Origin of the sequence: Jeotgalicoccus sp. WY2 (assembly GCF_018437745.1) — a bacterium.
Taxonomy (GTDB): domain Bacteria; phylum Bacillota; class Bacilli; order Staphylococcales; family Salinicoccaceae; genus Jeotgalicoccus; species Jeotgalicoccus psychrophilus.
In genome coordinates this window covers 1,496,066-1,509,868 of sequence record NZ_CP049818.1, presented here as the reverse complement: position 1 = coordinate 1,509,868, position 13,803 = coordinate 1,496,066, and the positions used below count along the sequence as shown (strand labels likewise).

At 41.1% G+C, this 13,803-nt stretch carries 7 protein-coding genes, 6 pseudogenes and 1 riboswitch; of the genes and pseudogenes, 2 read left to right on the top strand and 11 right to left on the bottom strand.

Features of this window, described 5'->3' with window-relative positions; all coding sequences use genetic code 11:
- Positions 1 to 52: 52 nt before the first annotated feature.
- The 5 genes and pseudogenes from G4D76_RS08760 to G4D76_RS08740 form a co-directional block, all read right to left on the bottom strand.
- Positions 53 to 1,390 carry an MATE family efflux transporter gene (locus G4D76_RS08760; protein WP_213809681.1) on the bottom strand — a complete coding sequence of 446 codons (1,338 nt, stop codon included), beginning with the start codon at positions 1,388 to 1,390 and terminating at the stop codon, positions 53 to 55.
- 291 nt (positions 1,391 to 1,681) lie between these two features.
- Positions 1,682 to 2,017 (bottom strand): DUF779 domain-containing protein, encoded by a 336-nt coding sequence (locus tag G4D76_RS08755; RefSeq protein ID WP_026859214.1) that lies wholly within the window; start codon positions 2,015 to 2,017, stop codon positions 1,682 to 1,684.
- A pseudogene (locus G4D76_RS08750) lies at positions 2,018 to 3,535 on the bottom strand (aldehyde dehydrogenase family protein).
- A gap of 136 nt (positions 3,536 to 3,671) precedes the next feature.
- Positions 3,672 to 4,074 (bottom strand): annotated as a pseudogene (locus tag G4D76_RS08745) (universal stress protein).
- A 17-nt stretch (positions 4,075 to 4,091) separates the two neighbouring features.
- Positions 4,092 to 5,542, bottom strand: a pseudogene (locus G4D76_RS08740) (SulP family inorganic anion transporter).
- A gap of 155 nt (positions 5,543 to 5,697) precedes the next feature.
- Here G4D76_RS08740 and G4D76_RS08735 point away from each other — a divergent pair.
- Together G4D76_RS08735 and G4D76_RS08730 are read left to right on the top strand one after the other, a co-directional pair.
- Positions 5,698 to 6,037 (top strand): annotated as a pseudogene (locus G4D76_RS08735) (DUF6176 family protein).
- A gap of 117 nt (positions 6,038 to 6,154) precedes the next feature.
- A complete protein-coding gene (locus G4D76_RS08730; RefSeq protein ID WP_213809680.1) occupies positions 6,155 to 9,172 on the top strand; it encodes an efflux RND transporter permease subunit in 3,018 nt (1,005 codons plus the stop codon).
- Positions 9,173 to 9,209: 37 nt separating this feature from the next.
- On the opposite strand, the pseudogene G4D76_RS08725 reads toward G4D76_RS08730, so the two are convergent.
- The 6 genes and pseudogenes from G4D76_RS08725 to ribD all read right to left on the bottom strand — a co-directional run.
- Positions 9,210 to 9,389: pseudogene (locus tag G4D76_RS08725) on the bottom strand (hypothetical protein); the annotation flags it as partial.
- A gap of 328 nt (positions 9,390 to 9,717) precedes the next feature.
- On the bottom strand, positions 9,718 to 10,194 hold the full coding sequence (locus G4D76_RS08720; protein ID WP_213809679.1) for a nucleoside deaminase: 477 nt from the start codon (positions 10,192 to 10,194) through the stop codon (positions 9,718 to 9,720).
- A gap of 17 nt (positions 10,195 to 10,211) precedes the next feature.
- Positions 10,212 to 10,679: a 6,7-dimethyl-8-ribityllumazine synthase gene (gene ribE, locus G4D76_RS08715; protein ID WP_026859458.1), complete on the bottom strand. Its 468-nt coding sequence runs from the start codon at positions 10,677 to 10,679 to the stop codon at positions 10,212 to 10,214.
- A gap of 12 nt (positions 10,680 to 10,691) precedes the next feature.
- Positions 10,692 to 11,857: pseudogene (gene ribB / locus G4D76_RS08710) on the bottom strand (3,4-dihydroxy-2-butanone-4-phosphate synthase).
- Positions 11,850 to 12,464 (bottom strand): riboflavin synthase, encoded by a 615-nt coding sequence (locus G4D76_RS08705; protein ID WP_213809678.1) that lies wholly within the window; start codon positions 12,462 to 12,464, stop codon positions 11,850 to 11,852. Before G4D76_RS08705 ends, ribB begins: the two are co-directional and overlap by 8 nt.
- Positions 12,449 to 13,489, bottom strand: a complete 1,041-nt coding sequence (gene ribD, locus G4D76_RS08700) for a bifunctional diaminohydroxyphosphoribosylaminopyrimidine deaminase/5-amino-6-(5-phosphoribosylamino)uracil reductase RibD (RefSeq protein WP_250129871.1) — start codon at positions 13,487 to 13,489, stop codon at positions 12,449 to 12,451. Before ribD ends, G4D76_RS08705 begins: the two co-directional genes overlap by 16 nt.
- Before the next feature lie 144 nt (positions 13,490 to 13,633).
- Positions 13,634 to 13,775, bottom strand: a riboswitch (FMN riboswitch).
- Positions 13,776 to 13,803 lie beyond the last annotated feature (28 nt).

Sequence of the window (13,803 nt, the reverse complement as noted above, 5' to 3'; positions counted from 1 at the left end):
TAATAGATTATCATCTATATAGATATATGTCTATATATTTTAGGAGTGTTTATCATTTAAATAGTTCTTTTTCTCTCCATTTTCCGAATTTGTAATACAGATAGGCGAAAATACTGCTGATTATAAAGCTGACACCCATGCCCATGCCGACACCAGTTTCTCCAAAGTATGAAGCAAACAGGGCCGACAGAGGATACCTGAGTATCCAGAAAGAGATAATGTTCAATATCAGTACTTGATACATTGCTCCTGATGCTCTGACAATACCGTTTAAGACAAAGTTTAATCCTAAAAATGGATAGCACAGCGCGACAATTCTTAAGTAATTCGTACCGAATTCTACCGCTGCCTCGTCCTGAATGAACATTCTGATGCCCGCTTCAGCAAATATAATAACGACAGCCGCAACACTCAGCATTAAACCAAAGTTATAAAGAGCGGCATAACGTGCGATTTGCTTTACGCGTGACCATTGCTGTATGCCGATATTCTGTCCTGCCATAGCATTAACAGCAGTACCGAGCGCCATTGCAGGGAGCATAATTAAACTGTCGAGACGCTGAGCGGCACTGAATCCTGCAACGCTGTCTGCACCAAACTGAGTCACAACACTCAGTATCGCTGCAATGCCCGCGTGAATTACTCCCATTTGCAGTCCTGCCGGAATACCCAGTTTTAAAATCAGTCCGACTTCATAGCGTGCCGGTATCGAAGGCATTTTAAACGGCACCAGCTTGCGTTTCACTGCGAGATAAACACTGTACAGAAATGCAATTGTCTGTGAACCGACTGTAGCGAGGGCCGCACCCTGTATACCGAGATCAAATACAATCATAAAGAGCGGTGACAGAACAGCATTCAATATGACTGCAATGAAGACAATTCTAAGCGGCGTCTTGCTGTCGCCAAGCGCTCTGAAAACAGTATTGATAAAGTTATAGCCAAATAAGAAAAACATCCCGAGAAGGCTTATTTGAAGGTATGACGCTGTCATATCCAAAATAGCATCCGGCGTACCGATAATTCCGAGCAGACTTTCTGCAAATATGTAGCCGATTACCGCAAAAACAACAGACATTACAGTCATAATAACGATAAAAGCATTTAAGTAGCGCTTCAGGCCTTCATCATCTTTACGGCCATGCTGCTGAGATAAAATAGTCAGTGCCGCATTGTTCAAACCAAGTATGAAAGACAATATAGTGACCAGTATGGTCGTTGCTATGGCGACAGCACCCAGTGCCTCTGCACCAAGAATATTTCCGACCCACAGACTGTCGACAATTTGAAACGAAGTCTGCAGCAGATTTGCCAGCATGATCGGCGCTGAAAATATAATCAGCGGCTTTAATATAGGACCGGTTGTAAAATCATTTTTCGAGCTTTTCATTTCTTCACCTGCTGATTTTTAATTACTATAAAACACAATGTAATATTATAAGATGTAGCAGCTGAAAAAGCTAAGTATTGATCTCGAAATTACCGGTATATGTTTAAAGAGAAAGGGTATATGAACAGCAAGATAATATAAGGGAGCTGAGTTTTGTGAAATGGGCTAAATGGGGACTGATATTTGTACTCGGATTAATTGCCGGATTTATACTCTCCAGTTTGTTCAGCAATGTATTTACTTTTATATAAAACAAGAAAAAACCGGACATCGACGTGTCCGGTCTTCTCATTATTCTATCGGTTCGCTTCGAATATGAAATCTGACGCCTCTCGGCCCCTCAACGCTGAACATACCGCCGATGCCTTTAACAACATCGACCGTAATCTGCGTATGTTTCCAGTATTCGTACTGCTTATGGTTCATATAAAATGGTACTCCCTCAATTTCACCGAGCTGTACATCGACGTCTCCAATAATCATCATGCCTTCTTTCAGACACATTGGACTGGAGCCGTCACAGCATCCTCCTGATTGGTGAAAAATTAAGTTTCCATGTTCTTTTTTTAATTCATTAATAAGTGATCTGGCCTGATCAGTGGCATAAACTTGTTCAAGTACTGCCAATTAAAAGAATCCTTTTGCTGATTCGCTGTAGCTGACCAGCAGGTTTTTAGTCTGCTGATAATGTGCTAGCATCATCTTATGATTTTCCCGGCCAATACCACTCATTTTGTAACCGCCAAATGCTGCGTGGGCAGGGTAGTCGTGATAAGTGTTTACCCATACACGGCCCGCCTGAATTGCACGTCCTAATCGGTATGCTCTGTTCTGGCTGCGTGTCCATACTCCCGCACCAAGTCCGTACAGTGTATCATTAGCCATTTCAATCGCTTCGTCGTCATCCTTGTACGTCGCCACTGCTAATACCGGTCCAAAAATTTCTTCCTGGAAAATACGCATCTTATTGTGGCCTTTAAAGATCGTCGGTTCGACGTAGTAACCATTTTTAATATCGCCGTCGACTGATTTTATGTTTCCGCCTGTAAGTAATTCAGCGCCTTCTTTTTTACCGATATCAAGGTACGATGCAATTTTTTCCTGCTGCTCATTTGAAGTCTGTGCACCCATCATTGTATTTGGATCTAACGGGTTACCTACTTTAATCTGTTCAACACGCTTAATCACGCGTTCCATAAATTCGTCAAAGATATCTTCATGTACTAGTGCGCGTGACGGACATGTACATACTTCACCCTGGTTCAGTGCAAACATTACAAGCCCCTCAATCGCTTTGTCTAAGTAGTCATCATCCGCATCCATTACATCTTTTGCAAAATGTTCGGTGATTTACCGCCAAGTTCCAGTGTGACAGGAATCAGATTCTGACTCGCATTCTGCATAATAATGCGCCCAGTAGTCGTTTCACCCGTAAAGGCAATCTTGTTAATACCCGTATGTGTTGCTAAAGATTGTCCCGCTTCTGAACCGAAGCCGTTCACAATATTGAAAACACCTTTAGGCAACAGATCCCCAATGAGTTCCGCCAGATGAAGAATCGTTGTCGGTGTCTGCTCGGCAGGCTTTAAGACGATTGAGTTGCCTGCTGCCAGTGCAGGAGCAATTTTCCACGTCGCCATAAGCAGCGGGAAGTTCCATGGAATAATTTGTCCAACTACACCAAGCGGCTCATGATAGTGATACGCTACAGTATCATTATCTATTTGAGAAATTCCGCCTTCCTGTCCGCGAATAACACCTGCAAAGTATCTGAAATGATCGACGACGAGTGGCAAGTCGGCATTCAGCGTTTCACGTACGGCTTTACCATTCTCAAAAGTTTCAAGAACAGCAAGCTCTTCAAGATGTTCTTCTACACGGTCAGCAATCTTCAAGAGAATATTGCTTCGCTCTGTTACAGATGTGACTGCCCATGATTTTTGCGCTTCCTGTGCAGCAGCAACTGCTTTATCTACATCTGCCTGTTTCGAACGCGGTACTTTTGACACGACTTCACCGGTTACCGGCGATTCATTTTCAAAGTACTCTCCATCTGCTGGTGCCACCCATTCACCGCCGATGTAGTTTTCATACTGAGATTTTTCTGTACTTGGCGCCTTCTTTATTCGGAAATTCAAATACCATTTTATTTCCCCCTTGTTTATGTTTGATACTTTTATTCTACCTAATTCCAGACTAAAATGTAAAGGCTTTCAATTTACAGATAATTTAAGAATTTAAATAAAAAAGGTGAACGCCATTAGACGCTCACCCTAAAAAATTATTTAACTATCATCACCGGTATATTGGCTCGTTTTGCCACTTTATGACTGACACTGCCCATCATCATTCCCTGCAATGCATTCAACCCTCTATTGCCGAGCACTATAATGTTGTATGCCCCATTGTTAGAAACTTTAACGACTGTTTCATCAGGCAGTCCTCTTTCAAAAATAACGTTATAATTAACATTCTCTTTATTATAAATCAATAATTTTTGCAATCTTTTCTTTTTGCTGTTTAACAGTATTTTCACCATGAAGTACGGCATCTTTCGATTTCTCTATTTGAATTACATTCAAAATCGTCACCATTGTATCTTTATTGATAAAGTTCAATGTTTCTTCAGCAGCTCTGAAGCTGTTTTCTGAGCCGTCTGCTGCAAGCAGTATTGATTTATACATTCAAATACCTCCTTATTTTACGTTAAATGCTGTTCATTCAGCTGGCTGAGTTCTTTAACAATTTTTCTGCTGTCTGCATTTAACTGATCAACATATACTGTATTACCCTTATCTTCAAACTTTCTCACCATCGTATCAATGGCATCTACTGCGGAGTCATCCCAGAGATGCGCCTTCGAGAAGTCGAGCAGGATATCTTTGTCGTATTTTTTAAATTCGAGCTGATCTATCATCGTATCAATTGAAGCGAAGAAAATCTGTCCTTCAAAATAAAAGACGTAATTATTATTTATTAGTTCCTTAGTCACTGTCACTTTCGAAATCTTCGTTGCAAAGAAAATTGCGCTGAAGAACACACCTGCAATAACTCCAATTGCCAGGTTATCAGTAGCAAGTATAATCGCGACGGTAATCAGCATTACGAATACATCTGTACGCGGTGCTTTCTTCATATACTTAAACGTCTTCCAGTCGAACGTGCTGATTGTAACGACTACCATGATACCGGCCAGAATCGGCATCGGTATTTGCACGACCAGATCTCCGAAAAGAATGATAAGCAGCATTAAGAAGACACCTGCAGTAAACGTCGACAGTCTTGTTGTCGCTCCTGATCTCACGTTAATAACTGACTGCCCAATCATCGCACAGCCGCCCATACCGCCGAAAAAACCAGTTACAAAGTTTGCGATTCCCTGACCGCGTGATTCTTTGTTTTACTGCTGTACGTATCCGTCGCATTATCGACAATGCGGGCTGTTAGAAGACTTTCCACTAATCCCACAATAGCCATCGATAATGAGTAAGGGAAAATAATTTTCAATGTTTCGAGCGTATAAGGCACGTCAGGGATAATGAAGCTCGGCAATGATTTTTCAATTGCACCTAAATCTCCAACTGTGCGGACTTCTGCACCAAAAAAGATGTAACATGACGTCAGCACTACTAAAGCAACTAGCGGTGCCGGTATTTTTTTGAAAAATCTCGGCAGCACATATAAAATTGCAATTGTTATAATTACATATATGTATGTATCGAATGAAATACCGAATATATGCTGCAGCTGTGCAATAAAAATCATTATGGCTAACGCATTTACGAAGCCGATCATTACAGAATTTGGAATAAATTTCAGTAACTTTCCTACTTTAAAAATCCCGAGAATGATTTGAATGATTCCCATCAGTATCGTTGCAGCGAATAAATATTCAACACCATATTCTCTAACGAGCGGGACGACTAAGAGTGCAACCGCACCTGTTGCCGCTGAAATCATTGCCGGCCTGCCGCCGACGAATGATATAATTACCGCGATAAGGAAAGATGCGTACAGTCCGACCATCGGGTCAACGCCGGCAATAATCGAGAAAGCGATAGCTTCAGGTATTAATGCCAGCGCGACAACAATTCCTGCCATAATATTCGTTCCGGGCGATGTCAGCCATTCTCTTTTAAATTTTTCTATCATATATTTTTTATCTCCTAAAATTAATTACTTAAAATCATTATATCAGATGAAATATACAATATTCTTTATAAAATAATATTATAAAATAGCATACATTTTAATCATAAAATGTATTAAAGACTGTTATTTAAATTATGAATATCAGGAGGGATAATATGAGAGCTGAACTGACAAAGTTCAAAGTAAAAGAAGGCAAAAGCGAAGTAGTCGATGAATGGATCGAATACATGCGTGACAATATGGAAGATGTTTTTAAACCTCGAAGGTGAAAAAATGTACGTTGAAACAATTTTCCGCGAAGTCTTTATGGATGTTGAATACTTATACTGGTACAGTATCCAAGGTGATGAAAACGGCGAAAAAATTAATGATACATCTCTGGATGAAAAACATCTTGAATACATGGAAGAATGTATCGATAAGACTTTCCGCCCTGCAGATATGCAGGCAGAAGTGGTCATGCTTCCAGAACATTTGAGACAGTTAATAAGATAAAAATTACTCGCCAATGATATTGGTGAGTTTTTTTGTACTTGAAATATATATCTTTTATTCCTTTACTGTATAATTGTAGAAGAATAAATATATAACCAATAGAATTGAGGAAGTAACATGAGAAAATTGGCAGATATATTGTTAAAAAGAAGCTTGCTGTTCATAGTTTTAATTTTCACAGTGTCGATTGTCGGCGTATATACTTTTTTAACTATCGACCAGCGTGAAATTCCGGAGACGGATGTTAATCTGCTTAATGTCATTACGGCCTGGCCTGGTGCAAACAAAGATGACATTGAAGAAAACGTGACAAACCTTATTGAAACGGAAATGTTCAGTATCGAGGATATTGAAGATGTATCTTCGGTTTCTGAGGATAATGTTTCAGTCATTACACTTTCTCTCAGTGACGGCAGCACGCCTGACAATGTACTCAATGATGTTAATAATTTAGTACAAAGTCTCAGCGGGGACTTACCGGAAAATGCAGCTCAGCCGGAAGTTGAGTCCATTACAAATGCATTCCCGCTTTTAAGTTATCAAATACATAGCGATTCTCTTGATGACCTGGAAGCTGTCAGAGGTGACGTTGAGAGTCTTCAGCAGGAAGTCATTCAGCTTGCCGGTGTCGACAGTGTCACAATTAAAGGTTACAGAGAGTCGGAATACGAAATTCAGCTTGATTGGGACGCTTTAGCAGAAGAACAGCTCAATCCAAATGAAATTATGAATGAAATCGACTTATCTCTGAGCCCGGTCGTGCTGGGACAGGATGTTCAGGATGACGAAATTATCCGTTTATCATTTGAAGATGAAACAGCTCTCGAAGTACTTGAAGAAGTACGTATCGGTGAAGACAGAGTGCCGCTCTTAGATGTTGCGAGCATTGAGTCAGTTGAAAGCACGCCTGAAGATATTGTTCAGTATAACGGTGAGGATTCAGTATCATTCACAGTGTTCTTATCAAGTGAAGAAGATGTTCCGTCAATATCTAAAAGTGTCGAGTCTGTTATTAATGACAGACTCGACAGTATGCCTGACAACGTAACGGTAGATAATATTTCATCGGAAAGAGAAAATGTTGAAGATATATTTATCGGCTTATATACGTCACTGCTGATTGCAGTAATTGCCGTTATTATCGGTACATCAATCGGCCTGTCGTTGTTCGGTGCGATTACAGTAATGCTGACTGTAATTATTTCTATCTTTATCGGACTGATTCCGGTACCGTGGATGGGCGTCGACTTAAACCAGATTTCCGTTATCGGTTTAATTATCGCACTCGGTATACTCGTCGATGACTCGATTGTCGTTAACGATAACATTGAACGCAGATTCACACTCGGAGACAGTAAAGGCGACGCGATTTATAATGGTGTGAAAGAAGTTGCACCGTCGGTTATCGCTTCGACCGCTGCTATCGTCTTTACATTCTCGCCGCTTCTGCTATTATCCGGGGCGAATGGTGACTTTATAAAAGCACTGCCAAGTATTTTAATATCTACAATGATTGTTTCAACAGTACTTGCACTGACATTTATTCCGGCTATGCGCCAAGTAATTCCTTACAAAAAGACACCTAAGAATCCAGGGTTATTAGGAAAAGCATTTACATGGGGCAGTAAAGTATACGCCGATAAAGTATTGCCTAAAGTATTAAAACGTCCCTTGCTGTCGTTCCTGGCAATACTCATTGTGACGTTACTGTCGATCGGTCTTGTCCGCTTCACACCATTTGAGTTTTTCCCCGAAGCTGATCGCTCAGAAGTCACAATTGATCTGATTTTTGATGAAGGACAGACAATCCAGAAGACACATGAAGATACAGAAGACGTTCTGGCTCATCTATTGGAAAATATGGACCATGTGGAAGGTTCATCTATCTTTACAGGTGAAGGTCTGCCGAACTTATTCGGAGCTTCTTTAGACCGGTCAGGTGAAAATACAGCACAGATTGCACTGCAGATAGACAAGGAACAAATGAGTGCTTCAGCAACAATTGATGAATATGAAGCCCCGTTACGTGAAGCATTCCCGGATGCTAAAATATTCATGAACACGATTATTCAGGGACCGCCGGCCAGCGCTCCAATTACAGTGGAATTCTTCGAAGAAGACTTAGATACTTTAAGTTCCGGAGTTTCAGAACTCACTGAACAGCTTGAAAATGAAGGTGCAATCGTTACTTCCAGCATCGGCAATCCTGTAGAAACATTACAGTACAGTATTGATTACGATGCATTAGAAGAAAACGGCATTTCGATATCACAGGTTAAAAATGAATTAAATATGATATCAGAAGGGATCCCGCTTCAGGAAATTATTGAAGATGGCCAAAGTAGAGAGATGACGCTGAAATATGCTGATGAATATAATCTCGATAATATCGATATTGTAAACGTCGAAGACGGCCGCCCAGAAATGTATCCGTTAAGTGATTTTGTCACCTTATCTGAAACTGAAGATACTACTGCAATTCAGCACAAGAACGGCGAAAGAACTGCTGAGCTTCAAGTGTATTCAGATGATGAAGCAGAGACAGAATCGTTAATCAGCGATTACAGTGACAGCCTCGACGGCAGTACAGAAGTTATCGTCGGCGGAGAAGCATCCGACCAGACCGATTTCTTTATCGAAATTGGTATTTTATTCTCAGTAATACTGATTCTTGTCTACCTTGTGATCGCATTTGAATTTAACTCGCTCGTCTTGCCGCTGATTATAGTATTCAGCATTTTCTTAGCAATAAGCGGGGGCATTATCGGTCTGTTTGTAACTCAGACACCAATCAGCTTCCTCGGTATAATGGGGATGGTATCACTGACCGGTATCGTCGTCAGAAACGCAATTGTGTTAATAGACTTTATAGAAATACGCAGAAAAGATGGCAGTGTAGATGATATTTACGAAGCGATTTACGAAAGCGGACGCGCAAGATTCAAGCCGATTATTTTAACGACTGTAACGAGTATACTCGCATTGATACCTGTTGCATTCAGCGGGGACGTTCTATTCGAGCCGCTCGCAGTCACAGTCATTGCCGGACTTGCCTTCTCGACATTACTGTCGATGATAGCAACACCTGCACTGTACTATTTCTACTACAAATTTAAATACAGCAAGAAAAAGTAATATAAGATAAAAAGGACTTCCCTCGGGAAGTCCTTTTCTATTTGCCGCTTGCAAGGTAGGGGAAGAATCCTTCCAAAAAACTTTCGGTTGCAGGCATGAAATATGAGCCAAAATGATAGTCCGGATCCAGCGTCGTCACAATCCATCTGCCGCCTGACGGTAATTTCTCTTCAAACATTACAGCACCGCCATCTGCTGTTGTAATTAATTTTTCAGCGTTCGCTCACGTGTATCCGGGACTTACCGGACTGGCATGATGGGAGCTCATGTGTATCCGAGACTTACCGGACTGGTATGATTGGGACTCATGTGTATCCGGGACTTATCGGACTGGCATGATGGAAGCTCATGTGTATCCGCGTCTTACCGGACTGGTATGATTGGGACTCATGTGTATCCGGAAATCACAGGACTAGCATGATCGGGACTCATGTGTATCCGGGACTTACCGGACTGGCATGACAGAAGCTCATGTGTATCTGCACACTCCGACAGCCTCAAAAACTTTAAAAATGCCGGAAATCACTTAAGATTTCCCGCATTTTTTATTTATAATATTCTATCTGCAGCTGTTTTACTTGCTGCGACAGTTCTTCGTCAGGTCCATCTACTTCTGTATTATTAATGACTTCCTCAATACTCAAACCTTTTAACACACCCAATTCTGTAATACCCAGCTTTTGCTGCCATTCTTTCAGCTGTACTGAAGAACTCGCATAAACAATCCGGCCAAGTCCTGCCAGTGCATGTGCAGATGAGCACATTGAGCAGTGTTCTCCTGAAGTATAAACTATTGAATTTTTACGTTCTCCATCCGATAAATGCTCTGCTGCCCATTTTGCAATTGCATATTCCGGATGCCTTGTCTGGTCTCCGTCTGCATCTCGGTTATGGTCCTCAAATAGTATTTCGCCTTCTTCTGATACGAGCAGTGAACCGAAAGGTGAGTTCCCTGTATCCAGAGCTTCCCGTGCTAATTCCACACTGCGTTTTAAGTATTTTTTATCATCTTCGGTAATCATCAAATGACCTCCTGATATTAGTTTTTAATACTTTGGATGACACTTGCCATTTCAATTGCTGTCGCAGCCGCTTCCGACCCTTTGTTGCCGACTTTCGCACCGGCCCGATCGATTGCCTGCTCGATGTTTTCTGTCGTTATAACGCCGAATATAACGGGTATGCCTGTTGAGAGTCCTGCATGGCTTATACCTTTTGCTGCCTCGTTACAAACATAATCATAATGCGTCGTACTGCCGCGGATTACGCAGCCGAGCGTTATAACGCTGTCATATTTGTCCGTTTCAGCCAGTGTTTTCGCTGTTAATGGCAGCTCAAACGCGCCCGGTACATAAACTAAATCGATGTTATCATCTTTAACACCGTGTTTCAGCAAAGTTTTATGTGCACCATCTAATAAACGGCTCGTTATAAATTCATTAAATTCCGCCGTAACAATCGCTATTTTTAAATTTTCACCGTTCATTGTTTTCTGTAACTCATTCATTATTACTTCCTCCTATAATAGATGTCCCATTTTTTTTTTTTGTATTTAAATAATCTTCATTGTAAATATTCGCAGTCACAATATGTTCTCTCGAATGCACTTTAATTCCTTCGTTTTCCAGACCTTGAATCTTTTTTGGGTTATTGCTCAGCAGTGTCACTACATTTACATTTAAATACTTAAGCATTGCCGCTGCTTCTTCGTATGTTCTAAGGTCTGCATCAAAGCCCAGATGTTCATTCGCCGTTACTGTGTCATAGCCTTGTTCTATCAATTCATACGCTTTTAATTTATTCGTTAAACCGATACCTCGGCCTTCTTGGCGCATATATAAACAATACCGTCTTCGTCACTCATTATCTCCAGTGCCTTATCGAGTTGCTGACCGCAGTCGCAGCGTGAACTTTTAAAAACATCGCCTGTCAGACACTCCGAATGAATACGGACATTCATATGCGGTGTAATCTCACCATGCACAAGTGCCAAATGTTCTTTCCCTTTACCATCGACAAAGTCATACATTTTAAACTCCCCGAATTTCGTCGGCAAATTAATAGTACTCTCCAGTGTAACTGCACGCTTTTTTAACATATATTCTTTTAAAGCTTCAATCGTAATCATCTTCAGCTTGTGCTGTTCTTTATAAATCTGCAAATCATCGACGCGCGCCATCGTGCCGTCGTCATTCATAATTTCACAAATCACACCTGCCGGTTTTGCACCTGTTAGTTTTGCTAAATCCACTGCAGCTTCTGTATGTCCCTGGCGTTCTATCACGCCGCCTTCTTTAGCAACAAGCGGGAAGACATGCCCCGGCCGGTTAAAGTTTTTCGGTGAAACATTGCTGTCTAAGAGCGACTTTATCGTGTTGAAGCGTTCGAATGCACTGATGCCTGTCGTTGAACTGACGTGATCAATAGAAATTGTAAATGCTGTCTGATATTCATCACTGTTATGCTCTGTCATCGGTACAAGACCTGCTTGTTCAGCAATACTTTTCGAGACCGGCGTACAGATTAATCCTCTAGCATGAGTTGCCATAAAGTTAATGGCTTCTGCGTCGATAAACTCCGTTATACCGACAAGATCACCTTCATTTTCTCTGTCTTCATCGTCGACAACATAATCAGTTTCCCCTCTTTTAAACCTTTTAAGGCACTGTCAATTGAATCAAACATGAGTACCACCTGCCTCCCTAAAATTAAGCAGATGATCGATATGCTTAATCATCATATCCGCTTCAATATTCACGATATCACCGGCAGTTTTCCGGGCGATATTTGTCTTATTCTGTGTTTCCGGAATGATATTTAAGATAAAAATATCTTCTTCAGGTTTGATATCAAATAATGTTAAACTGATGCCGTCGATTGTCACAGAACCTTTTAAGGTCATATATTTCATCAATGCCCGGCTGCACTTCACTGATATTACCAATGCATCTCCGTCATTATAAATATTCTCAATAATTCCTGTGCCGTCAACATGGCCTGACACTATGTGCCCGCCTAAGCGCTGGTCCAGTCTCATCGCGCGTTCCAGGTTGAGTATATCGTCTTTTTTAATATCGGATAACGACGTTACACTGCTCGTTTCATTAACGATTTCAACGCAAAATGAGCGCTCCTGAAGCTTTGTAATGGTTAAGCATGCACCGTTAACTGCGACAGAATCGCCTATATTTAAATCGTCAAAAAGAGTGTTCTGTATTTCCATTTCAGTTAATGCAGATGTTTTATTAATAGAAAGTACTGGTGAAGTTTGTTCGATTAATCCTGTAAACATGCTGGAGTCCTCCTGTAAGTAAGTTTGATGTCCGACTCGAGCTTTTCAACATGATGCAATATCAAATCCAGCTGACTCTTGGGGTCACCTTGATGGAGCTGATATTCAGAATAACCAAATATTTTCGGGGCAATGTAAATGATGAGGTCATCGAATAATTTTTCGTTTAAAAATTGAGTGTGGATGGACGAACCGCCTTCCACTAAAAGTGATGCAATATTTTCTTCATATAATATATGAAGTATTTCAGTTAAATTATAATTTCCAAAGAAGATTTTTGCGCAGTCCTTAAACTGTACATTCTCTTCGTTACTAGTAAATATAATAGGCTTATGTGAATGATCGAATATCATATCCTCGCGCAGTGTCTGCGAACCGAGCAGAATAACCGGCACCGCGTGTTTATCGTTTTCAGATAAACGGGTCGTTAAGCGCGGGTCATCATTTAACAATGTATGGGCACCAATCAGTATACCGTCGTGATGCTGCCTTAAATTGTGCACGTCACGCCGCGATTCATCGTTGCTGACCCAGTGGCTGTCACCATTCTTATGTGCAATTTTACCGTCGAGGCTCATCGCACTCTTTAATGTAATGAACGGGCGCTTATTTGCGAGTTGAATATTAAACGGACGGTACAATTCATCCACCTTATTATTATTAAGATGAATCGTTTCAATGCCATGACTGTTTAATACCTTCAGTCCGTCGACTTTATCATTCGTATCCCGGTACGCGTAGTACACGCGTTTAATACCCGCTTCAATAATCGCATCGGTGCACGGCAGTGTTTTGCCATGATGAGAGCACGGTTCAAGTGTTACGTAGATGTCCGAACCAGTTGCCGATTCACTGCAGCTGTTCAATGCTGCACGCTCCGCATGAAGCTCTCCCGCTTTTAAATGCGTACCGTAGCCGATGACCCTGCCGTCTTTAACGATAACAGCACCTACCGGCGGATTTACTGCAGTTTGTCCGGCTGCCATATTGGCCATGTTAACAGCCATATTCATATATCTGTTCAAGTTTTTACCTCCTGAATAAAAAATAGCACCGTCGAATAAACTTATCCGAAGGCGCTAAAAAATGTATGCTGAATTAACACAGTGTTTCACAATGTTAAATAGACGTATATAAAATGAATTAAAAGACATTTTTACGCTGCTACATTATTCTCTCTCCCATCCAGACTTTAACTGTCGGCTTCAGACTTTAACTGAATCAGCCATACGGTATAAATACCGTACAGGTCGCGGGCTTTCTAAAAAGATTACCGCCGGTTGGGAATTACACCCTGCCCCGAAAGAATAGTATTCAGTTGAAAAACTCTTTCTAAAAT

Coding starts and splice junctions, on each gene's coding strand:
- G4D76_RS08760 (WP_213809681.1), bottom strand. CDS start 1,390: ATGAAAAGCTCGAAAAATGATTTTACAACCGGTCCTATATTAAAGCCG.
- G4D76_RS08730 (WP_213809680.1), top strand. CDS start 6,155: ATGAGAAAATTGGCAGATATATTGTTAAAAAGAAGCTTGCTGTTCATA.
- G4D76_RS08720 (WP_213809679.1), bottom strand. CDS start 10,194: ATGATTACCGAAGATGATAAAAAATACTTAAAACGCAGTGTGGAATTA.
- ribE (WP_026859458.1), bottom strand. CDS start 10,679: ATGAATGAGTTACAGAAAACAATGAACGGTGAAAATTTAAAAATAGCG.
- G4D76_RS08705 (WP_213809678.1), bottom strand. CDS start 12,464: ATGTTTACAGGATTAATCGAACAAACTTCACCAGTACTTTCTATTAAT.